Origin of the sequence: Microbacterium sp. SORGH_AS_0454 (assembly GCF_031453395.1) — a bacterium.
Taxonomy (GTDB): domain Bacteria; phylum Actinomycetota; class Actinomycetes; order Actinomycetales; family Microbacteriaceae; genus Microbacterium.
In genome coordinates, this window is sequence record NZ_JAVIYS010000001.1 from 1,773,903 (window position 1) to 1,794,968 (window position 21,066).

19 protein-coding genes are annotated in these 21,066 nt (G+C 68.8%); 12 read left to right on the forward strand and 7 right to left on the reverse strand.

Annotated elements, in window-relative coordinates; translation table 11 throughout:
• The first annotated feature begins 8 nt into the window (after positions 1 to 8).
• The 5 genes from rplA to QE454_RS08230 all read left to right on the forward strand — a co-directional run bounded on the left by rplA (position 9) and on the right by QE454_RS08230 (position 4,300).
• A complete protein-coding gene (gene rplA, locus QE454_RS08210) occupies positions 9 to 701 on the forward strand; it encodes a 50S ribosomal protein L1 (RefSeq protein ID WP_094734955.1) in 693 nt (230 codons plus the stop codon).
• Between the two features lie 186 nt (positions 702 to 887).
• On the forward strand, positions 888 to 1,691 hold the full coding sequence (locus tag QE454_RS08215) for an amino acid ABC transporter substrate-binding protein (protein ID WP_307456227.1): 804 nt from the start codon (positions 888 to 890) through the stop codon (positions 1,689 to 1,691).
• A gap of 88 nt (positions 1,692 to 1,779) precedes the next feature.
• Positions 1,780 to 2,445, forward strand: coding sequence for an amino acid ABC transporter permease (locus tag QE454_RS08220; protein WP_210073333.1), 666 nt, complete (start codon positions 1,780 to 1,782; stop codon positions 2,443 to 2,445).
• Positions 2,432 to 3,232, forward strand: a complete 801-nt coding sequence (locus tag QE454_RS08225; RefSeq protein WP_307456224.1) for an amino acid ABC transporter ATP-binding protein — start codon at positions 2,432 to 2,434, stop codon at positions 3,230 to 3,232. Before QE454_RS08220 ends, QE454_RS08225 begins: the two co-directional genes overlap by 14 nt.
• 24 nt (positions 3,233 to 3,256) lie before the next feature.
• A complete protein-coding gene (locus QE454_RS08230) occupies positions 3,257 to 4,300 on the forward strand; it encodes a nitronate monooxygenase family protein (protein WP_307456223.1) in 1,044 nt (347 codons plus the stop codon).
• Between the two features lies 1 nt (position 4,301).
• Here the strand turns inward: QE454_RS08230 and QE454_RS08235 are convergent, their stop codons facing one another.
• Together QE454_RS08235 and QE454_RS08240 are read right to left on the reverse strand one after the other, a co-directional pair.
• Positions 4,302 to 4,577: an acylphosphatase gene (locus QE454_RS08235; RefSeq protein WP_307456221.1), complete on the reverse strand. Its 276-nt coding sequence runs from the start codon at positions 4,575 to 4,577 to the stop codon at positions 4,302 to 4,304.
• A gap of 39 nt (positions 4,578 to 4,616) precedes the next feature.
• Positions 4,617 to 5,276 (reverse strand): LysE/ArgO family amino acid transporter, encoded by a 660-nt coding sequence (locus tag QE454_RS08240; RefSeq protein ID WP_307456219.1) that lies wholly within the window; start codon positions 5,274 to 5,276, stop codon positions 4,617 to 4,619.
• A 70-nt stretch (positions 5,277 to 5,346) separates the two neighbouring features.
• Between QE454_RS08240 and QE454_RS08245 the strand changes: the two genes are divergently transcribed.
• Positions 5,347 to 6,234, forward strand: a complete 888-nt coding sequence (locus QE454_RS08245; protein WP_210073342.1) for a LysR family transcriptional regulator ArgP — start codon at positions 5,347 to 5,349, stop codon at positions 6,232 to 6,234.
• A gap of 2 nt (positions 6,235 to 6,236) precedes the next feature.
• On the opposite strand, the gene QE454_RS08250 is transcribed toward QE454_RS08245, so the two are convergent.
• The 4 genes from QE454_RS08250 to QE454_RS08265 form a co-directional block, all read right to left on the reverse strand.
• Complete coding sequence (locus QE454_RS08250) at positions 6,237 to 7,256, reverse strand: NADP-dependent oxidoreductase (RefSeq protein WP_210073344.1); 1,020 nt, start codon at positions 7,254 to 7,256, stop codon at positions 6,237 to 6,239.
• Positions 7,257 to 7,394: 138 nt separating this feature from the next.
• The gene (locus QE454_RS08255; RefSeq protein ID WP_396652951.1) at positions 7,395 to 7,859 is read right to left on the reverse strand and encodes a MarR family winged helix-turn-helix transcriptional regulator; all 465 of its coding nucleotides are present in this window, start codon (positions 7,857 to 7,859) and stop codon (positions 7,395 to 7,397) included.
• 1 nt (position 7,860) lies between these two features.
• Positions 7,861 to 9,555 (reverse strand): MDR family MFS transporter, encoded by a 1,695-nt coding sequence (locus tag QE454_RS08260; RefSeq protein WP_307456216.1) that lies wholly within the window; start codon positions 9,553 to 9,555, stop codon positions 7,861 to 7,863.
• Between the two features lie 99 nt (positions 9,556 to 9,654).
• Positions 9,655 to 10,329, reverse strand: coding sequence for a YqaJ viral recombinase family protein (locus QE454_RS08265; RefSeq protein ID WP_267787875.1), 675 nt, complete (start codon positions 10,327 to 10,329; stop codon positions 9,655 to 9,657).
• Between the two features lie 102 nt (positions 10,330 to 10,431).
• Between QE454_RS08265 and QE454_RS08270 the strand changes: the two genes are divergently transcribed.
• The 5 genes from QE454_RS08270 to QE454_RS08290 all read left to right on the forward strand — a co-directional run bounded on the left by QE454_RS08270 (position 10,432) and on the right by QE454_RS08290 (position 18,333).
• On the forward strand, positions 10,432 to 10,833 hold the full coding sequence (locus QE454_RS08270; protein ID WP_210073353.1) for an SIP domain-containing protein: 402 nt from the start codon (positions 10,432 to 10,434) through the stop codon (positions 10,831 to 10,833).
• Between the two features lie 523 nt (positions 10,834 to 11,356).
• Positions 11,357 to 12,064, forward strand: a complete 708-nt coding sequence (locus QE454_RS08275) for a hypothetical protein (protein ID WP_307456214.1) — start codon at positions 11,357 to 11,359, stop codon at positions 12,062 to 12,064.
• Positions 12,065 to 12,435: 371 nt separating this feature from the next.
• On the forward strand, positions 12,436 to 12,951 hold the full coding sequence (rplJ, locus tag QE454_RS08280) for a 50S ribosomal protein L10 (protein ID WP_094735742.1): 516 nt from the start codon (positions 12,436 to 12,438) through the stop codon (positions 12,949 to 12,951).
• Between the two features lie 39 nt (positions 12,952 to 12,990).
• Complete coding sequence (rplL, locus tag QE454_RS08285) at positions 12,991 to 13,377, forward strand: 50S ribosomal protein L7/L12 (RefSeq protein ID WP_013585572.1); 387 nt, start codon at positions 12,991 to 12,993, stop codon at positions 13,375 to 13,377.
• Between the two features lie 282 nt (positions 13,378 to 13,659).
• Entirely contained in the window at positions 13,660 to 18,333 is a 4,674-nt protein-coding gene (locus tag QE454_RS08290) for an ExeM/NucH family extracellular endonuclease (RefSeq protein WP_309668582.1), read from the forward strand.
• A gap of 52 nt (positions 18,334 to 18,385) precedes the next feature.
• Here QE454_RS08290 and QE454_RS08295 read toward each other — a convergent pair whose 3' ends face one another.
• A complete protein-coding gene (locus QE454_RS08295; protein WP_267787864.1) occupies positions 18,386 to 19,399 on the reverse strand; it encodes a LacI family DNA-binding transcriptional regulator in 1,014 nt (337 codons plus the stop codon).
• Positions 19,400 to 19,636: 237 nt separating this feature from the next.
• Here QE454_RS08295 and QE454_RS08300 point away from each other — a divergent pair, with 237 nt between their 5' ends.
• Positions 19,637 to 20,962: an ABC transporter substrate-binding protein gene (locus QE454_RS08300; protein ID WP_210073361.1), complete on the forward strand. Its 1,326-nt coding sequence runs from the start codon at positions 19,637 to 19,639 to the stop codon at positions 20,960 to 20,962.
• Positions 20,963 to 21,066 lie beyond the last annotated feature (104 nt).

Genomic DNA, 21,066 nt, shown 5'->3' on the forward strand with positions numbered 1-21,066 from the left:
AGATAACAATGGCTACCAAGTCCAAGGCATTCCGCGCCGCAGCTGAGAAGATCGCGGCCGACACGTTCTACACCCCGACCGAGGCCGTCGCCCTCGCGAAGGAGACCGGCTCGAAGAAGTTCGACTCGACCGTCGAGGTCGCGCTGAAGCTCTCGGTCGACCCCCGTAAGGCCGACCAGATGGTCCGCGGCACGGTCATCCTCCCCCACGGCACGGGTAAGACCGCGCGCGTCATCGTCTTCGCCAACGGCCCCGCGGCCGAGGCGGCTCTGGCCGCCGGCGCCGACGAGGTCGGTGGCACCGAGCTCATCGAGAAGGTCGCGGCCGGCTACACGTCGTTCGACGCCGCCGTCTCGACGCCCGAGCTCATGGGCCAGGTCGGTCGCCTCGGTAAGGTCCTCGGACCCCGCGGCCTCATGCCGAACCCCAAGACCGGCACCGTGACCCCCAACCCGGCCAAGGCCGTCGAGGAGATCAAGGGCGGAAAGATCGAGTTCCGCGTCGACAAGCACGCCAACGTGCACTTCGTCGTCGGCAAGGCATCGTTCTCGGCCGAGCAGCTCGACGAGAACCTCAAGGCCGCTCTCGAGGAGATCGTCCGCCTCAAGCCCTCGAGCTCGAAGGGTCGTTACATCCAGAAGGGCGCCGTCTCGACCACCTTCGGTCCCGGCATCCCGCTGGACGTCAACGTCATCGTCTGACATCCGTCACCGAAAGCCCCGCCGCACCTCGTGTCGGCGGGGCTTTCGCGTTTCCGGGCGGCGCTGCGCCTGCACGATCGTGCAATACGGCGTCATGCGGGAAGACCGTCGCGCCCGAGCGTGTTCTGCTGGAGGGTACGCCTGCACCGCGTACCCCCCCACCACTCACACATGTCAGGAACAGCTATGCCCCGTCGCCGTTTGACCGTCCTCGCCGCCACCCTGGGCCTGAGCGCCCTCGCGCTGACCGCCTGCAGCGGCGGCTCCACCGCGGCCGACCCCGACGCGGGATCCGACCTCGGCCTCGTCTCGGGCGGCACGCTGACGGTGGCGACCGAGGGCACCTACCGCCCCTTCTCGTACCACGAGGGCGCGGGCGAGCTCACCGGTTTCGACGTCGAGATCGCCAAGGCCGTCGCCGACAAGCTCGGTCTGCAGGTGAAGTTCCAGGAGACCCAGTGGGACGCCATCTTCGCGGGCCTGGATGCCGGCCGCTTCGACGTCATCGCCAACCAGGTCTCGATCAACCCCGAGCGCCAGGAGAAGTACACCTTCAGCTCGCCGTACACCGTCTCTCGCGGCGTCATCGTGACGACCGACAGCGACAACGCCATCTCGAGCTTCGCCGACCTGTCGGGCAAGACCACCGCCCAGTCGCTCACGAGCAACTGGTACGAGCTCGCGACCTCGAGCGGTGCCCAGGTCGAGGCCGTCGAGGGCTGGGCACAGGCGGTCGCCCTGCTCAAGCAGGGGCGTGTGGACGCCACGGTCAACGACCAGCTCACCTACCTCGATTACGAGAAGACCAACAGCCCCACCGGCCTGAAGATCGCCGCGACCACGAAGGACTCCTCCGAGAGCGCGTTCGCTTTCAAGAAGGGTCAGGACAAGCTGGCGGATGCCGTGGACGGAGCTCTCGACGAACTCCGCGCCGACGGAACTCTCGCCTCGATCAGCGACAAGTACTTCGGCGCCGACGTCACGAAGTAACCAGCTGGTGTAAACCCCCGCGGATCATCCGCCTCCCCGCTCTAACGTGGGGGGCGGATGATCCGCTCGCGTGTGAGGAAGGAGGCTCATGAACGACATCTGGACCCTGCTCGTCGATTCGTTCTGGCCGATGGTTCTGGCCGGAATCACCGGTACGATCCCGCTGTCCCTGGCCTCGTTCGCGATCGGTCTCGTGATCGCGCTGGCGATGGCGCTGTTGCGGCTGTCGCGGAACGTGCTGCTGTCGGGCGTCGCCCGGTTCTACATCTCGATCATCCGCGGAACGCCTCTGCTGGTGCAGCTGTTCGTGATCTTCTACGGTCTGCCGTCGCTGGGACTGACGATCGATCCCTTCCCCGCAGCCGTCATCGCGTTCTCGCTGAACGTCGGCGGGTACGCGGCAGAGGTCATCCGCGCGGCAATCCTGTCGGTCCCGCGGGGGCAGTGGGAGGCGGCGCACACGGTCGGTCTGAACCGCCGCAAGACGCTGACGCGCATCATCCTGCCGCAGGCGGCTCGCGTCTCGGTGCCGCCGCTGTCGAACACGTTCATCTCGCTCGTGAAGGACAGCTCGCTGGCATCCCTCATCCTCGTGACCGAGCTGTTCCGCCAGGCACAGGCCATCGCGGCCTTCTCGTACGAGTTCATGGCGGTGTATCTCGAGGCCGCGCTCATCTACTGGCTGTTCTGCCTCGTGCTGTCGTTCGGCCAGAACGCCCTGGAAAAGAGGCTGGACCGCCATGTCGCCCACTGACACCGCTCCGCTGCTCGCCGTCTCGGGACTGCAGAAGAATTTCGGCACCAATCGCGTCCTCGACGGCGTCGACCTCGAGGTACGTCGCGGCGACGTGCTCGTGCTGATCGGTCCCTCCGGGTCGGGCAAGACCACGGTGCTGCGCTGCCTGAACGGCCTCGAGACCCCGGACGCCGGGGTGGTGGCGTTCGACGGGGGTCCGGTCGTGGACTTCTCGCGGAAGGTCTCGAAGGCCGACCGTGTCGGGCTGCGCGATCGCTCGGCGATGGTGTTCCAGCATCACAATCTCTTCCCTCATCTCACCGTCCTCCAGAACGTCGTCGAGGGGCCGATCCAGGCGCACGGCGTCCCTCGCGCCGAGGCCGTCGCTCGTGCCGAGACCCTGCTCGCCCGCGTCGGGCTGTCGGAGAAGCGCGACGCGTATCCGTCCGAGCTCTCCGGCGGCCAACAGCAGCGTGTGGGCATCGTCCGTGCGCTGGCCCTGCAGCCGGCGCTCCTGCTGTTCGACGAGCCGACCAGCGCGCTCGACCCCGAACTCGTGGGCGAGGTGCTCACCGTCTTGCGCGAGCTCGCGAACGAGGGCTGGACGATGGTGATCGTCACGCACGAGCTCGGCTTCGCGCGCGAGGTCGCCGACGAGGTGCTGTTCTTCGACGAGGGGGTCATCGTCGAGCGCGGTGCGCCGTCCGAGCTGTTGCGTCACCCGAAGAAGGAGCGCACTCGGCGCTTCCTCGACCGTCTGCTGCGCCCGCTCGACGGCCCCGACCCCTCGGACACCCCGACGTAGCTCCACGCGCAGTAGCGTCGAGGCATGGGCCGCCTCGAGGATCTGTTCGGCATCGATGTCCCGATCGTGCTCGGCCCCTTCGGCGGGCTCTCCTCCGTCGCCCTGACGGCGGCGGTGAGCACGGGCGGCGGGCTCGGCTCGTTCGGCCTCTACGGCTACACGCCCGAGCGCATCCTCGACACGGTGTCGCAACTGCGCGCCGCCACCGCGCGGCCGGTGGCCGTGAACCTCTGGCTGCCGCGCGGCGACGAGGTGACCCCCGCCGACCTGGACGTGCAGCCGTTCCTCGATGCGGCGTCGCCGCTCTTCGCCGCAGCGGGTGTCGAGGTCCCCGCCCCGCCGGCGGCGTTCCTCCCGTCCGTCGCCGACCAGCTCGGCGCCGTGCTCGAGGCCCGGCCCGAGGTGCTGAGCGTCGTCTTCGGGATTCCGGATGCCGCTACCCTCGCCGCCGCGAGAGGCCGCGGCATCCGTGTGATCGGCACCGCCACCTCGGTCGCCGAGGCCGTCGCGCTCGAGGCGGCGGGGGTCGATGCCGTCGTCGCCACCGGATCGGAGGCCGGCGGGCATCGGGTGTCGTTCCTCCGCGAAGCGTCGGCGTCGCTCGTCGGGACCTTCGCTCTCGTGCCGCAGGTCGTCGATGCCGTCGGCATCCCGGTCATCGCCGCGGGTGGGATCGCCGACCGGCGCGGGGTGGCGGCCGCCCTGGCTCTCGGGGCCGACGGTGTGCAGGTCGGAACGGCGTTCCTGCGCACCCGCCAGTCGGCGGCGACCGAGGATCACCGCGACGCGATCGCGCGATCGGTCGACACCGAGACCGTGCTCACCCGCGCCATGAGCGGGCGGCTGGCGCGCGGCATCCCGAATCGTGCGATGCGCGAGCTCGAGGCCGCGGGGATGATCGCCCCGTTCCCGGCGCAGAACTGGCTGACCGGGGTGTTCCGTGCCGCCGCGACGGCGAACGGCGACGGCGAGCTGGTGTCGCTGTGGGCGGGTCAGGCGGCGGCGCTGTCTCGTCTCGACGACGCCGCCGAGGTGCTCGACGAGTTGAAGGCCGGTCTCCCGACCTGACTCAAGCGGTGGCTCGGATCTCGAATCCGGAGGCGGACTCCCCGGTCCCCTCGACGACGTCCACATCGTCGACGCGGGCACCGGCCGGGCCATCGTGCGCCCAGGCGATCACGCCCTCGACCGCATCGGGGTCCCCGGCGAGGAACGCCTCCACCGACCCGTCGCGGCGGTTGCGCACCCAGCCGTCGACGCCGAGGCGCTGGGCCTCGGCCTGCATCGTGTAGCGGAAGCCGACGCCCTGGACGCGGCCGCTCACCGTCATCGTCACCGTTCGCATCGGGCCATTCTCGCGGACGACGGGGTGCGGGGTCGTGGGTCAGTGCGACAGCACGAGCGAAAGGGCGATCGCGAACATCACCACGGCGATGATCCCGTCGAGCAGGCGCCACGCGCGCGGGGTGTCGAGCCAGCGGCCGAGGAAGCGTGCGCCGTAGCCGAGGGCCGAGAACCACAACAGGCTCGCCGCGCACGCGCCCGTCGCGAACGCCCAGCGTCCGTCGCCGTGCGTCGAGGCCACCGACCCGAGGAGGAAGACCGTGTCGAGGTACACGTGCGGATTGAGCCAGGTGAGGGCCAGACACGTCAGCACCGTCGCCGCGAGCGTCGTGCGTGCCGGACGGGTCTGCACCGTCGTGGTCCCGGCGAGCGGTGCGAGCGAGGATCCCGAGGCGTCGAGGTGCAGCGTCGCGCCGCTCGGGCGCAGGGCGCGGCGCGCGGCGAGCAAACCGTAGCCGACGAGGAACGCCGCCCCCGCCCACCTCACGACGACGATGAGCCACGGCACCGCCTGCAGGACCAGGCCGATACCGGAGACCCCGAGCAGGATCAGCACCGCGTCCGATAGCGCGCACACCGCCACGACGGCGAGCAGATGCTCACGGCGGACGCCCTGACGCAGAACGAAGAGGTTCTGCGCGCCGATGGCGACGATCAGGGAGAAGCCGAGGCCGAGACCGGCGAGGAGGGAGGGGAGCACGAACTCGACGTTAGGGGGTGCTCGAGGCGTAGGCCAGCTCAGGATTCTGGCGCACCATTAGCATTCCTTCATGTCGATCCCCCTCGATCTCGCTCGCACCCTCGCCGTCGTCGTCGACGAGGGAACCCTCGATGCCGCCGCCCGTCGCCTCCACATCACGCCGTCCGCGGTGAGCCAGCGCATCCGGGCGCTCGAGGACCAGCTCGGTCGCGTCGTGCTCGTGCGCAGCAAGCCCGTCAGCGCGACAGAAGCCGGCGACGCCGTGGTGCGCCTGGCGCGTCAGCTCGCTCTGCTCGAACACGACGCGCTCGCCGCGATCGGGGCGGAGGGCGGGACGGTGGCATCCGTCCCTCTCGCCGTGAACGCGGACTCGCTCGCGACGTGGTTCCTGCCTCCTCTGGCCCGGGTCGCGCAGCGCCGGGCCGTCGTCTTCGACCTCCATCGCGACGATCAGGACTTCACGGCGGGGCTGCTCGAATCCGGGACGGTGATGGCCGCCGTCACCTCGCGCGAGGCCCCGGTGGCCGGGTGCCGGGTGCGCCGTCTCGGCGTCCTCCGGTACGAGGCGGTGGCGACCGCCTCGTACGCCGATCGATGGTTCGCCGACGGCGTCGATGCCGAAGCGCTCGGTTCAGCGCCGGTGGTCGACTTCGACCGGCGCGACGACTTGCAGACCCAGTGGCTGACGCGCCGCGGGGTGGCCGCAGCGGCTCCGCCGCGGCATCGGGTTCCGGCCTCCCAGGACTTCGCCACGGCCGTCGCACTGGGTCTGGGGTGGGGATTGCTCCCGGGGTTCCAATCGGCCGAAGCCCTGCGCGCGGGGGAGCTCGTGCGCCTCGGCGACGATCCGATCGATGTTCCGCTCTACTGGCAGCAGTGGAACCTCACCTCTCCGCTGCTCGATGAGGTCGCCGACGAGATCGTCGACGAGGGCCGCCGGATGCTGGCGGTCGGTTGAGGTCAGTCGTCGCTGACGCTCAGCACGATCTTCCCCCGCGTGTGCCCGCGCTCGAGCGCGGTGTGCGCGGCGGCGGCGTCGTCGAGTTCGAAGACGTGCTCGACGTACACGCGCACGGCTCCCGACTCGAGCAGCCGGGTGATCGTGGCGAGAGCTCCGCCGTCGGGGATCGTCTTGTAATCGGTGGAGCGGATGCCGCGCTCCGCGGCGGCCTCGCGGAAGCCGGGCCACGCCCCGGTGGGCACCTCGATGAGCAATCCCCCCGGGCGCAGCACCTCGAGCGAGCGCGTGCCGGTGTCGTCGGAGACGTTGCCGATGAGGTCGATGACCACATCGACGTCGGACACCACCTCTTCGAACCGTGTCGAGGTGTAGTCGACCACCTCGGCGGCGCCGAGCTCGCGAAGCCACTCCAGGTTGCGGGGAGATCCGGTCGCGATCACGTGAGCGCCGAAGTACGCGGCGAACTGCACCGCGAAGTGTCCGACACCCCCGCTGCCCGCGTGCACGAGGATGCGCTGGCCCTGATGCGCGAGGGCCGTCTCGACCACGATCCCCCAGGCCGTGAGGGCCGCCACGGGTACGCCGGCCGCCTCGACGTGCGACAGGGACGAAGGCTTGCGGGCGAGGGAGAGGGTCGGCACGACGACGTATTCGGCGTACGAGCCGCTCGTGCGCGGCACGGTGGCCATGCCGTAGACCTCGGTGCCGACGGGGAACGGGTGCGCGTCGAAGGGTGCCCGTACGACGACGCCGCTCACGTCGAGCCCGAGCACGGCCGGCCACGCCGAGATGGCGCCGGAGAGGCCGCGCCCCGCACGCGTCTTCGCGTCGATCGGGTTGACGCCCGCGGCGACCACCCGCACGAGCACCTCGCTCAGCACGGGAGTGGGAACCTCGACTTCGGCGAGGTGAAGGACGTCGGCGTCTCCGGGGCCGTCGAACACCACCGCCCGCATCGTGTCCGGCACCGGGGGAGCGGGCTGAAGGGCGGTCTCGGGACGCGTCGATCGGAATCTCATCGGGCGCTCACTCTCACTGCGGTCGGTCCGCGGCGACCTCGCCGCGATCCCCTCAGTCAACCCCGCCATTGTCTCGGCGGTGTTACGCCTCGGTCACCGTGTCGCGAAGCCCGCTCCTGCCCCGGCCCCGGGGAGCGATCAGTCGCGGGCGGGGACTTCGCCGACGGCCAGAGCGTGCAGCAGCGTCGACAGATGGCGGATGTCGTCGAGGGTCCAATCGGCGATCGCATCGAACAGGCGGCTCTCGTGCGGAGCACGTGCCTCCGCGAGGCGCGCGTGGCCCACCTCGGTGACGGCGATCAGCCGTGAGCGGCGGTCGTTCGGGTCGGGCGTCCGCGTGACCAGGCCGAGATCTTCGAGCTCGGTGATCGAGCGGCTGAGAAAGCCCTTGTCGGCGGCCAGCCGCTCGGCCAGGGCCGACAGGGTCAGCGGGCCGAAGCGGCTCACCACCGAGAGGGCCTTGAACGTCGCCGGCAGCATTCCCGGACTCACGCGTTCCGCCGCCTCGGAGACGAAGCGGCGGAACACGGTCATGAGTTCCGAGAACGACGACTCCAGGGCCTGCACGGCCACTCGGCGTTCGTCGTCCTGTTCGCTCGTCACGTCAGCCATCCTCTCCCATCTCGGCCGCTCGGCGTGCGCGGCGCGGGGAGCCGGCATCCTGTGTCGGGATGGTACCGGTGGCCGAGAGCGTGGCCATGGCCTCGGGCACGGACACGGTGGCGAAGTCGGCCTCGCTCGCCGCGACGCGCTCGGAGGTGGTCATGCGGGTCAGCGGGCGGTTGGGCAGGAACAGGATCGCGATGAGGCTCACCACCGCGACGGGCACGGCGATGAGGAACGAGTGGGCGATCGACTGCGCATAGATGTCCTCGACGATCACGCGGACGCTCTCGGGGAGGGTCGACACCTGCGGGATGGCCCCCGACTGCAGGCTCTGCGCGACCGAGGCCCCATCGGCGCCGAGGCCGATGATGGCGGCCTTGAGGTCGGCCGAGCGGTCGGTGAACAGGCTCGTCGCCATGCTCGCGAGAGCGGCCCCCATCACCGAGACGCCGATCGTGCCGCCCAGGCTGCGGAAGAACGTCACGCCCGAACTCGCCGCGCCCATCTGCGTGGGGTTGGCGGTGTTCTGCACCACGAGGACGAGATTCTGCATCGTCATGCCGACACCGGCGCCGAGCAACGCCATGTAGATCGAGACGAGGGTGAAGTTCGTGTCGTAGTGGATGGTCGACAGCAGGAAGGAACCCGCGATCAACAGCACGCCACCGGCGATGAGGAACGGCTTCCAGTGACCGAAGCGCGAGATCAGGGCGCCGACGACGATCGACGAGACGAGCAGGCCGCCGATCATCGGGATCGTCATGACGCCCGCCTCGGTCGGCGTGGCGCCGCGGGCCATCTGCATGTACTGGCTGAGGAACACCGAGGTGCCGAACATCGCGAGTCCTGTGGCGATCGAGGCGATCGTGGCGAGGGTGAACGTCGCGTCGCGGAACAGGGTGAGCGGCACGAGGGGCTCGGAGGAGCGCAGCTCGACCACGACGAACAGGATCGCGGCGAGGACCGCGCCGCCGACCATGAGCAGCGTCTCGGTGCTGGCCCACTCGAAGGTGCTGCCGGCGTTGGTGACCCAGATGAGCAGCAACGACACGGCGGCCGAGAGCAGGACGATGCCGACGTAGTCGATCTTCACCGCGCGCTTCGCCCGTGCCGGAAGGTGCAGCGTGCGCTGCTGGATCAGCAGGGCTGCGACGGCGAAGGGGAGGGCGACGAAGAAGTTCCAGCGCCAGCCGAACGCGTCGGTGATGACACCGCCGAGCAGAGGCCCGCCGACGGTGGCGACGGCCATGACCGCGCCGAACAGGCCCATGTAGCGACCGCGCTCGCGGGGGCTGATGATGTCGGCCATGATCACCTGGCTGAGGGCGGCGAGACCGCCGGCGCCGAGACCCTGGACCGCGCGGAAGGCGATCAGCATGTTCGTGTCCTGCGAGAAGCCGGCGGCGGCCGTCGCGAGCACGAAGATGGCGATGGCGATCTGGATGAGCACCTTGCGGTTGAACAGGTCGGCCAGCTTGCCCCAGATGGGGGTCGAGATCGCGGTGGTGAGCAGGGTCGCGGTGATGACCCAGGTGTAGGCGTTCTGGTCGCCGGACAGATCGTGCACGATGACGGGCAGAGAGGTCGACACGACGGTCGAGGCGAGCATCGACACGAAGGTGCCGAGCAAGAGGCCGATCAGAGCCGGCAGGACGCGCCGCTGTGCGGGCGCGTCGGTAGAAGTTGCTGTCATGCGGGAACTCCACGAAAGGGGGACGGATGCCGCGACGACACTGGCGCGATTGGTTGACTGATGTCAACGATACGCCTATTGCTTGACTTCCGTCAACTATTAATCGAGGAGGGCGAGAGCCCGATACCTGTCCGTGGGTTCCTTCTGCACCGGCACCGGCCGGCGTGCTTCCATGGTGCGGCGGTAGAGCTCGTCGATCAGCGAAGTCGCGAGCCCCACGAGCTTGGCGATCTCGCGCTCGTCTCGGTCGATCCACTGGCATCGCGGCTCGTCGTGCAGGGGGACGAAGCCGTCGTGCTGCTCCCAGGCGACGAGGGTGCGCTCGGCGCCGAGCACGTGCTGCTGCCACCAGATCTGGCGCATGTAGGTCTTCGGGATCGAGCGCCAGGCCTTGTTGGTGGTCTTGATCTCGGCGAGGACGATGCGGCCCTCGCCGTCGACGACCACTCCGTCGGGGGTCGCGAGGTGGCGCTTCTCGACGACCGCGTGGTAGAGCGCGGACGACGGTCGGATGCCATGGGTGGCTGCCACCCATGCGGCGATCTCGGGCTCGCGACGACGACCGTGGGCGGTGAAGGCGTTGCCCGAGAAGTTCGAGCCCATGAGCTTGGCATCCGCCGCCCGGGAGATCGCATTGGCGCTCGTGAGTGCGGCCACGTCGGTGGCGGTGATGCCCCGGGAGCGCGCGCGAATCCACGAGACGCGATCGCGCGAGTCGGCCACGATCCGGGCATCGAGGTCGGCGCTGCGAGAGGCGACGAGCTCGGGCGACATGGTTTCGACCCTAACCCCGCCCGCCCGTGGAGCGCATGAGAGCAGCGGCGCGTCGGCATCCGGGGTCTTGTGGGCGAAGTAAGGGTGACCTAAGTTGTGTGCATGAGTTCGGTTGACCCCTCGCTGCGTCGCCCCGACGGCGGTCGCTGGTGCGACCTGGAAGGCGCGGTGCTGCTCGGCGGCGACGCGCGCAACACCCCCGAGATGCGTCGGATCGCCGCGGCTCTCTCGCCCGGAGCGCACGCGACCGTGCTGGTCGAGATCTGCGGCGCGGGCGAGATCGAGGCGTTCGACGCCCCGGCGGCGCGGGTGAGCTGGCTCGACCGCACGATCGACGGCGAGTTGCGCCCGCGCGGCGAGAGGCTCGCGACGGCGATCCACGCGTGGTGTGCCGAGTGGGCCTGCGGGGAGGCGCCCGTGTGCACGGTGTGGCTCGGCGCGCGCACGCCCTCGCGCATCGTGCGCATGACCCGGGCCATGCTGCCGGCGGCGCGCGTCTCCTGAGGCCGGGCGGGTGGGGCGGGCGGTGAGCGCCCAAATCACGTGAACTGGGCCAACGGACACGCAATGACGTGTGGTGCGGGCGAGGTCGCGTGATGTCGAGGCTTGGGGGCGTTGCGTGGCCTCGGCTGGGGGAGGCCGGGCGAGAGGGGGCGAGAGGCTCCTCCCCAGTGGTGCGAGGCTGACCGCTGCCCACGGAATGGGGTGCTGGCAAGCCGGACAGGACGGAGAAGCGGGCAGGGTCGGAGGATGTCGAACGACCTCACAATCACCGACGCCCGACGCGCCCATTCACACGCGCTCGCAGCTCGTCGACCGTGACGTCGCGTCGAGCGAGATCCGGCGGGCGAACGGGGCGGGAGCGCTTGAGCGTCTGCAACGCAACGCCTACGTCGCGCGAGCGCCGTTCGCGGAGTTGCTCCCGTCGGCGCAACACCGGCTCAGGGTCGTCGCGGCCGCAGAGCAGATGCGGGGCGGGTCAGCGGTCGTCTCCCACCTGTCGGCTGCGGTGCTCCACGGTCTGCCTTTGTACCGCTTCGTCGAGCAACCGATCCAGATGACCTTGGCTGGCGGACGCCGCGCGTCGAGCCGTCCTGGCCTGCAGCGTCATCAGGGCCGGCTCGACGACGACGACATCGTCGAGGTCGACGGCATCCTGTGCACATCCGTGGAGCGCACGGTCTTCGACGTGGCGCGCACCAGCCCGTTCGAGACGGCGGTCGCGTGCGCCGATGGGGCTCTGCGCGGCACGTCGGTCGAAGGTCGCATTTTCGACCCGGATGCTCAAGAGGAGTGGCGTGATCTCATGTCGGAACGGACGCGGAATGCACCGGGCGCTCGGGGGGTCGTTCAGGCTCGGAGGGTGATCGCGTCTGCCGACGGGCGGGCCGAGTCCGTCGGGGAGAGCGTGAGTCGGGTGCAGCTCGTTCGGCTGGGATACACCGTCGAGCCGCAGGCGGCGGTGGCCGGACCACGGGGAACCACCTACTTCGCGGACATCGCTCTGCCAACTCAACACGTCTTCTGGGAGTTCGACGGCGCGGGCAAGTACACCGACCCGGTGATGCGTGGCAAAAAGTCCGCCGACGACGTTCTCCTGCAGGAGAAACGACGTGAAGATTGGATCCGCGCGGTCACGGGCTGGAAAGTCTGCCGGGGTGGCTTTCGCGACATCGTCACGCCGGAGGCGCTGGCTGCGCGCCTCGCGTCGTTCGGGGTCGATCTGCCGCGTTGAGCATGCGACGGTCCTCCCGCTCTTCGCTCGCGAAATCACGCGACGTGGTCGAACGCACATCGCCGTACATGTGCTTTCGTCCGCGTCACGTGATGTGGACGCGGGGTTGCCCGGGGATGGAGGGCTGGTTTGGCGGGGGAGCGGGGCATCGGGTACAGTAGTGACCAAGCCAAAGACCGTCGGTTATCGGAGTGCTCGCATTCCGATCGAAGCGTCTGCTGAAAAGCAGGGGACCTACGCAGGTAAACGAACTCTCCTTCGGGAATCCGAGCTCCGTGCGCCTGCGCCGGAGCTCTTCTTTTTGTCCGGACCCGGTGTCTTCGGCCGGCGCCCCGCCATCGCGGAGCGCCTCGTTCACACAAGGAGTGGCCATGGCGCAGAAGGATGCATCGGTCGCCGAGCTCACGAAGAACTTCGAGAGCTCGACCGCCGTTCTGCTGACCGAGTACCGCGGTCTGACGGTTGCCCAGCTCAAGCAGCTGCGCAACGACATCCGTCAGGACGCGGATTACGCCGTGGTGAAGAACACGCTGACCAAGATCGCCGCGGCTAACGCGGGGGTCACGGGACTGGACGACGAGCTCAAGGGCCCGTCTGCCATCGCGTTCGTGCACGGTGACCCTGTCGCCGTCGCGAAGAGCCTGCGTGCCTTTGCCAAGGCTAACCCTCAGCTCGTGGTGAAGGGCGGCTACTTCGATGGCGCCGCTCTGACCGCGGATGAGGTCAACAAGCTCGCCGATCTCGAAAGCCGTGAAGTCCTGCTGGCGAAGCTCGCCGGTGCGATGAAGGCGACGATGACCAAGGCGGCATACGTCTTCCAGGCGCTTCCGTCGAAGGCCGTTCGCACGGTCGACGCGCTGCGCGAGAAGCAGGACACCGCGGCCTGACTCGGCCCCGGATGATTAACCCGATCAAGGAGATACAACATGGCTAAGCTCAGCACCGAAGAGCTGCTCGACGCGTTCAAGGAGCTCACGCTCATCGAGCTGTCGGAGTTCGTCAAGGCGTTCGAGGAGACCTTCGACGTCACCGCTGCCGCCCCCGTGGCCGTTGCCGGCCCCGCCGCCGGTGGCGCTGCCCCCGCCGAAGAGGCCGAGGAGAAGGACTCGTTCGACGTCGTCCTCGAGGCCGCCGGTGACAAGAAGATCCAGGTCATCAAGGTCGTCCGCGAGCTCACCTCGCTCGGCCTCGGCGAGGCCAAGGCCGTCGTCGATGGCGCTCCCAAGGCCGTGCTCGAGGGCGCGAACAAGGAGACCGCCGAGAAGGCCAAGGCTGCCCTCGAGGAGGCCGGCGCTTCGGTGACCCTGAAGTAATCACGCTTCTCGGTCGCTTCAACGCGATACACGAAGGTCCGGATGCCAATGGCATCCGGGCCTTCGTCGTTACACCCGGGAGGCGAGAGACGTCGGCCGTCCGAGGGTGATGTCACCTTCGATTCTGTGAGACGCGGTTTCACCCGTTGAGGAACCGATGTTCACCAGATCGAAATAAAGAAGTCTGGGAAAAGGGTATGTGGATCATTTACGGTCGTTGAGACCCCCCGTCGATCCCCCCACCTCCGACGTCGCCCTGTGCACGCCGGTACTTGGAGACCCATGCCTTCCGTTGCTTCGCGCGTGTCCGCACGCCGTTTCTCCACCGCACTGAGCGCCGCTCTCGGCGTCGCCCTGCTCGGTTCCGCGATCGTTCCGCTGCCGGCGTCGGCGGCCGTCGGCTCCAAGGTGGTGATCAACGAGGCCTACCTGAAGGGCGGGAGCGCCGGCGCCTTCTTCAACCAGAAGTTCGTCGAGCTCTACAACGCGGGCGACACGGCGCAGGACCTCAGCGGGTGGTCGCTGCAGTATCGCGCCACGACGAACGTCGCCACGGGTAACGTGCAGAAGCTGACCGGTTCGATCGCCGCGGGCGGCTACTACCTCATCGCCCTCCCCGGGAACGGCAACCCGCCGGCCGGTGCAGACCTGCCCGCCGCCGACCTGACGAGCACCACCATCACGCCCTCGGGAACCAACGGCCAGCTCCTTCTCGCCAACGTCGGCGAGGCGGTCGCACCGGCAGCCGGCAACGTCACCGACGCCCGGGTGGTCGACTTCCTCGGCTACGGCTCCGCCGTCAGTTTCGAGACGAAGGCCGCCACGGTCACCGGAGGCACCACCACGCCCAACGCCCTCGTCCGCACCGACTTCGTCGACTCAAACGACAACTCCCTGGACTTCACCAACACCACGACGGTTACTCCGCAGGGTTCGGGCGCCGGCACACCGAACCCCGACCCGTCGGGTTCGGCGTCGCCGTCCCCCTCGCCGTCCGCCACGGCGACGCAGGCGCCGCCGGTCACGCCGGGCACGGTGATCCCGATCCGTGACATCCAGGGCACGGGTGCCACCACGCCCCTGGCCGACCAGACCGTCACCACGCGCGGCATCGTGACCGCGGCCTACCCGACCGGCGGCTACAACGGCTTCTTCATCCAGACGCCAGGCACCGGTGGTGAGCTCGACGTCGCCGCGCACCGGGCGTCGGATGCGATCTTCGTCTACGGATCGGCCGCGACGGCGAAGGTCGCCGTCGGCCAGCACGTCGAGGTGACCGGCACGGCCAAGGAGTTCTCGGGCCAGACGCAGATCACCGCCGAGGCCTCCGGGGTGAGCGTGCTCACCGAGCAGGCCGCCGCCGTGCAGCCCGCGAAGATCACGTGGCCGAAGACCGACGAAGAGCGCGAGCGCTTCGAGGGCATGCTTCTCGCTCCGCAGGGTGACTTCACCGTCACGAACTCGTACTCGACCAACCAGTACGCCGAGGTGGGTCTCGCCGCCGGCACCACGCCCCTGCGCACGCCCACCGACGTGGCCGTTCCCGACAGCCCCGAATACGTCGCCGCCGTCGCCGACAACAAGGCCCGAGCCGTCGTGCTCGACGACGGAGCGTCGATCAACTTCCTGAGCGACGCCAACAAGGGCATCCCCCTGCCGTACGTGTCGCTGACGACCCCGGTGCGCGTCGGCGCCCCGGTGACGTTCACGAAGCCGGTGGTCCTCGATTACCGCAACAACGCCTGGAAGTTCCAGCCGACGCAGCAGCTGACGGTCGACAACGCCAAGGACGTGCAGCCCGCGACTTTCGCGAACACTCGCACGAAGGCGCCCGCGCCGGTCGGCGGTGACCTGAAGATCTCGAGCTTCAACGTGCTGAACTACTTCACCACCACCGCCGTGAGCGTCGGATGCACCTCGGTCTACAGGGACCGCGAGAAAAACCCGATCACGGCGGACACGTGCCCTGCCCCCGGCCCCCGCGGTGCGGCGAACGCGGAGAACCTTCAGCGCCAGCAGGACAAGATCGTCGCGGCGATCAACGGCCTCGGCGCCGACGTGGTCTCGCTCGAGGAGATCGAGAACTCGGCGAAGTTCGGCAAGAACCGCGACGCGGCGCTGTCGACCCTCGTCGGAGCCCTCAACGCGGCGCTCGGCTCCGAGCAGTGGGCGTTCGTCCCCTCGCCCGCGACCCTGCCCGCGACGGAGGACGTCATCCGCACGGCCTTCATCTACAAGAAGGCCGTCGCCGCTCCCCTGGGAGAGAGCGTCATCCTCGACGACGCCGCCTTCCGCAACGCACGCCAGCCGCTCGCGCAGGCGTTCGCTCCGGTCGCGTTCCCGGATGCCAAGATCCTCGCGATCGTGAACCACTTCAAGTCGAAGGGCGACAGCAACCCCAAGGCGACGGGTGACAACGCCAACGGCATCCAGGGTGCTTTCAACGGCGACCGTGTGCGTCAGGCGGAGGCCCTCGGCAACTTCGCGAAGTCCCGCTCGGCCGCCGTCGGCACCGACGACGTGTTCCTGCTCGGTGACTTCAACTCCTACTCGCAGGAAGACCCGATCCAGAAGCTGCGCGACTTCGGCTTCGAGACGCTCGAGGCGGGTACGGGCAAGTACTCGTACTCGTTCAGCGGCCAGTCGGGCTCGCTCGACCACGTGCTGGCCTCGCCCTCGGCGCGTGCGCTGGTCACCGGCACCGACATCTGGAACATCAATGCGGTGGAGGCCCTGGCCCTGGAGTACAGCCGTTTCAACTACAACGCGCTGAACTTCTACGACTCCTCGCCCTACCGTTCCAGCGACCACGATCCCGTGATCGTCGGCCTCGACCTGTCGCCGACCACCCAGGTCAACCTGATCGGCATCAACGACTTCCACGGTCGCATCGACGCCAACACGGTGCGGTTCGCCGGAACCGTGGAGCAGATCCGCGCGCAGTACGGCGAGAAGAACTCGCTGTTCATCTCGAACGGTGACAACATCGGCGCCTCGGTGTTCGCGTCGTCGTACTTCGGAGACAAGCCGACGATCGACGTCTTGAACGCGCTCGACCTGAAGGCTTCGGCCACGGGTAATCACGAGTTCGACAAGGGCGCCGACGACCTCACGGGGCGCGTCGAGGGCCTCGCGGACTTCCCCTACCTGGCCGCGAACGTCTTCAAAGACGGCAAGCCGCTCCTGCAGGAGTACGCGATCTTCGAGGTCGACGGCGTGCGCGTCGGCGTGATCGGAGCCATCACGCAGTCGACTCCGACGCTGGTCACGCCCAGCGGCATCCAGGGAATCGAGTTCCGGGAGCCGGTCGCCGAGGTCAACCGCGTCGTCGCCGAGATCGACGACCAGGTCGATGTGATCGTCGCCCAGTACCACGAGGGTTCCGGCGCAGGCGAGAAGACGACGACGCTCGAGCAGGCCGTCGCGGCCGGTGGACCGTTCGCGAAGATCGTTACCGAGACCTCGCCCGAGGTGGATGCCATCTTCACCGGCCACACGCACCAGCTCTATGCCTGGAACGCGCCGATCCCGGGCCGCGAGGGCACCCGCCCGATCGTCCAGACCGGCAACTACGGGGAGAACGTCGGTCAGATCGTGTTGAACGTCGACGCCGACGGTGACGTCGTCACCTCCTCCGCCCGCAACGTCGCTCGGCTCGGGGGCAAGGACGCGGCCGTCAACACGGCGCTGGACGCGGAGCTCATCCGGACGTATCCGCGCGTCGCCGAGGTGAACGCGATCGTGACCGCGGCGCGTGCCGAGGCCGACGTGGTCGGACAGAAGGCGGTGGGGTCGGTGGGCGCAGACATCACAACGGCGTTCAGCGGTGGCTCGTACGTCGACGGTGTCTACACCGGCGGCACGCGCGGCGATCGGACGAAGCAATCGGCGCTGGGCGGCCTCGTTGCCGACGCTCTGCTCGACTCGCTCGATGATCCCGACCGCGGCGGTGCGGAGGTCTCGTTCGTCAACGCCGGTGGACTGCGCGACGAGCTGCTCTACGGCTCGGACGGCGTCGTCACGCTCGCCGAGGCGAACGCTGTCCTCCCGTTCCTGAACAACCTGTGGACGACCACCCTCACCGGTGATCAGCTGCGGCAGGTGCTCGAGCAGCAGTGGGGCGACTTCTCGCGGCGCACGGACAACGCCAACCTGTCGCTCGGCGTCTCCGAGAATCTCCGGTACACGTACGACGCGTCGCTCCCGGCCGGCCAGCGCATCACCGGTCTCTGGATCGACGGTGTGGCGGTCGACCCCGCGAAGGGATATCGCGTCGGTTCGTTCAACTTCCTGCTCGGCGGCGGCGACAGCTTCTCGGTCTTCGCCCAGGGCACGGACACCCGTGACTCCGGCCTGATCGACCGCGACGCGTGGATCCGGTATCTCACCGACAACCCCGGCCTGACCCCGGACTTCACCGCCCGTGGTGTGCAGGTGTCGGGCTCCACGACGGCCGCCCCGGGTACCGACCTCACGGTGACGGTGTCGAACCTGAACCTCACGTCGCTGGGTGCGCCGGAGAACACGACCCTCGACGCCTCCTTCGGGGCCGAGGCCGCGTCGACCCGCCTCGCCCTGTTCGCCGCTTCGACGGCGCGGGTCGCGGCTCTCGCGGCTCCGTCGGCGACGAGCGTCCCGGTTGTGAACGGGTCCGCGACTCTCACCGTGGGCGTGCCCGCCGACGCCGCCGGAACCCTGCAGCTGCGCCTGACGGCGCAGCCCACCGGCACCGAGGTCGTCGTCCCCGTGCGGGTCGCTGCCGCCGGTGACGGCGTCGGCACCCCCGGCGACGGTGCGGGCCAGGGCCAGGGCCAGGGCCAGGGCGGTTCCGGTTCGGGCGCCCTGCCGACCACCGGCACCGACACGGCGTGGATGGGCGCGGGCGTGCTTGCCGCCCTCGCGCTGCTGGGTCTGGGTCTGGTGGCCCGCCGACGGGCGACGCGCCAGGCCGACTGACGAGTGAGAAGGACGGGACCCCGGATGCCACGGCATCCGGGGTCCCGTCTTTTCACGTGGAGCGCGGGGGAGCGGTCGAAGCGCGGACGACCAGGCGCGTATCCGCCTCGGTACGCCACGCGGGTTGATCGTCCGTTCCCTCGATCATCGAGAGCAGCATGCGGGTCGCTTCGACGCCCTGTGCCTGCGGGAACTGCTCGATCGTGGTGAGCGAGAACATCTCGGCGTAGTCGTGACCGTCGATCCCGACGACGCTGAGCTCGGTGGGGACCGAGATGCCCATGCGGCGCGCGGCGATGATGACGCCGATGGCGACCTCGTCGCAGGCGGCGACGACGCCCGTCGGACGCGACGCCGCATCGGCCAGGAACGACGCCGCGGCCGCGTAGGCATCGGTGATCGTGAGGGTGGAGGGGACGCTTCGGATACGCACGGCGAGGCCGTGGTCGTTCATCGCGTTGCGATACCCGATCGAGCGTTCGTCGACGTCTTTCGCGGGGGCGTCGCTGCGAGGGGTACTGCCGACGAAAGCGATATCGGTGTGGCCGAGCGCGATGAGGTGCTGCGTGATGATTCGCGTGATGGCGACGTTGTCGAGGCCGAGGGTGGGCACTCCGCTCAGGGCGTTGCCGATGCTCACCACGGGCTTGCCGATGTTCGCCAGGCGCTCGAGGTCGGCGTCGTCGGGCTCGAGGGCGACGGCGATGATGCCGTCGAAGCGCTTTCGGGCGAGGTACGTGGAGTACAGACTCTCGCGGTCGTTCGAGCCCGGCTCGGCGACGTACAGGGTGACGTCGTAGCCGAGGGGGATCAGGGTGCGTTCCACGCCCTCGACGATCGAGCCGAAGTACCAGCGGTTGACCTTCGGGACGATCAGGGCGATCGTGCGCGTGCGCCCGGTCGCGAGGCTCACCGCGCTCGTCGAGGGCACATAGCCGAGTGATGCCGCGGCGTCGGTGACGCGTTGGCGCGTTCCGTCGGAGACGTAGCCGCCGCCCGTGAGAGCGCGGCTCGCCGTCGACTTGGACACGCCTGCCAGGCGTGCCACATCGGCGATTCCGCTCATGCCCTGATCTCCTCGTGATGCGTCGACGTCCGTGTCGACGTCGGAAAGAGTATCCGAGAATCCCACAAAGTGGAACCGGTCCCGGCCCGATATGCCGGGCGAGAGCCGCGTCTTTCCGCTAGTTATCGGTTCGTGACCTGAGGCTGGTTGCAAGTCTTCGGGAATGCCTCTACGGTTGCGTGGAATCGGTTCCCGACGGGACCCGGTGCACCAAGACACTCAAAGAGGAGAGACCACATGGGTATGTCACAGCGGTATCGGCTGCTTGCGCCCGTCGGACTGTTGGCGGTCGGTGCGATCGCTCTCGCTGGTTGCGCGGAGGGCGACAGCGGCGGCTCCGGAGCTTCGGGAGAAACGACCGTCCGCATCTCCGGTGGCATCACCGGTAGCGAGGCCGACCTGCTGAACCAGTCGTTCGACCAGTTCACCAAGGACACCGGCATCAAGGTCGTCTACACCGGCGACAAGAGCTTCGAGGGAAACATCGTCACCAAGGTGACCGGTGGCGACGCCCCCGACATCGCGATCGTTCCCCAGCCGGGTCTGCTCAAGACCCTCATCGGCACGGGCGACGTGAAGAAGGCGTCCGACACCGTGTCGTCGAACGTCGACCAGTACTGGGGCGAGGACTGGAAGTCCTACGGCAGCGAGGACGGCACCTTCTACGCCGCCCCGATGCTCGCCAACCTCAAGGGCTACGTCTGGTACTCGCCGGCGAAGTTCAAGGAGTGGGGCGTCGAGGTCCCCAAGACCCTCGACGAGCTCATGACCCTCACGGCGACGATCCAGCAGAAGACGGGCGCGGCCCCCTGGTGCGCAGGCTTCGCCTCGGGCGATGCGTCGGGGTGGCCCGGAACCGACTGGATCGAGGACATGGTCCTTCGCCAGTCCGGCGCCGACGTCTACGACAAGTGGGTCGCGAACGAGGTCAAGTTCACCGACGCCCCGATCAAGGAGGCCTTCGAGGCCACCGGCAAGATCCTCCTGAACCCGTCGTACGTCAACGCCGGCTTCGGCGACGTCAAGAGCATCAACTCGGTCGCCTTCGCCGACGTGGCCGCCAAGGTCGCCGACGGCAGCTGCCCGATGACGCACCAGGCCTCGTTCCTGTCGTCGAACTTCCTCACGGTCAAGAACGCCGCCGGCCAGACGCCGACGGTCGCTCCCGACGGTGACGTCTACGCGTTCCTGCTCCCCGGCGTGACCGAGGGCAACCTCGCGGTCGAGGGCGGCGGCGAGTTCGTCACCACCTTCTCCGACGACGCGAACGTCCAGAAGGTCGCCGAGTTCATGTCGACGCCCGACTTCGCCAACGCCCGCGTCAAGCTCGGCGGTGTGATCTCGGCCAACAAGGGCGCTGACCCCTCGCTCGCTTCGAGCGAGTTCCTGCAGGAGGCCATGAAGGTCGTGCAGGACCCGAGCACCACGCTGCGTTTCGACGCGTCGGACCTCATGCCGGCCACCGTCGGTTCGGGCTCGTTCTGGAAGGGCATGGTCAGCTGGATCGACGGTACGCCGACGGACCAGGTGCTGAGCGACATCCAGACCGGTTACAACAACTAACGCACTACCGCACCACCGATGGGCCGCCCGCCACGCGGGTGGCCCATCCGGGGTCCATACTTCTATTCCGCCCGCACGCACCACACGGGCACTCATCGATGAGC

Excerpts from the sequence above, each read along its gene's own strand:
- rplA (WP_094734955.1), top strand. The coding sequence starts at position 9 with ATGGCTACCAAGTCCAAGGCATTCCGCGCCGCAGCTGAGAAGATCGCG.
- QE454_RS08215 (WP_307456227.1), top strand. The coding sequence starts at position 888 with ATGCCCCGTCGCCGTTTGACCGTCCTCGCCGCCACCCTGGGCCTGAGC.
- QE454_RS08290 (WP_309668582.1), top strand. The coding sequence starts at position 13,660 with ATGCCTTCCGTTGCTTCGCGCGTGTCCGCACGCCGTTTCTCCACCGCA.
- QE454_RS08260 (WP_307456216.1), bottom strand. The coding sequence starts at position 9,555 with ATGACAGCAACTTCTACCGACGCGCCCGCACAGCGGCGCGTCCTGCCG.
- QE454_RS08265 (WP_267787875.1), bottom strand. The coding sequence starts at position 10,329 with ATGTCGCCCGAGCTCGTCGCCTCTCGCAGCGCCGACCTCGATGCCCGG.
- QE454_RS08245 (WP_210073342.1), top strand. The coding sequence starts at position 5,347 with ATGTCGATCCCCCTCGATCTCGCTCGCACCCTCGCCGTCGTCGTCGAC.
- QE454_RS08235 (WP_307456221.1), bottom strand. The coding sequence starts at position 4,577 with ATGCGAACGGTGACGATGACGGTGAGCGGCCGCGTCCAGGGCGTCGGC.
- QE454_RS08220 (WP_210073333.1), top strand. The coding sequence starts at position 1,780 with ATGAACGACATCTGGACCCTGCTCGTCGATTCGTTCTGGCCGATGGTT.
- QE454_RS08225 (WP_307456224.1), top strand. The coding sequence starts at position 2,432 with ATGTCGCCCACTGACACCGCTCCGCTGCTCGCCGTCTCGGGACTGCAG.
- QE454_RS08250 (WP_210073344.1), bottom strand. The coding sequence starts at position 7,256 with ATGAGATTCCGATCGACGCGTCCCGAGACCGCCCTTCAGCCCGCTCCC.
- QE454_RS08230 (WP_307456223.1), top strand. The coding sequence starts at position 3,257 with ATGGGCCGCCTCGAGGATCTGTTCGGCATCGATGTCCCGATCGTGCTC.
- rplL (WP_013585572.1), top strand. The coding sequence starts at position 12,991 with ATGGCTAAGCTCAGCACCGAAGAGCTGCTCGACGCGTTCAAGGAGCTC.
- QE454_RS08300 (WP_210073361.1), top strand. The coding sequence starts at position 19,637 with ATGGGTATGTCACAGCGGTATCGGCTGCTTGCGCCCGTCGGACTGTTG.
- QE454_RS08295 (WP_267787864.1), bottom strand. The coding sequence starts at position 19,399 with ATGAGCGGAATCGCCGATGTGGCACGCCTGGCAGGCGTGTCCAAGTCG.
- rplJ (WP_094735742.1), top strand. The coding sequence starts at position 12,436 with ATGGCGCAGAAGGATGCATCGGTCGCCGAGCTCACGAAGAACTTCGAG.
- QE454_RS08270 (WP_210073353.1), top strand. The coding sequence starts at position 10,432 with ATGAGTTCGGTTGACCCCTCGCTGCGTCGCCCCGACGGCGGTCGCTGG.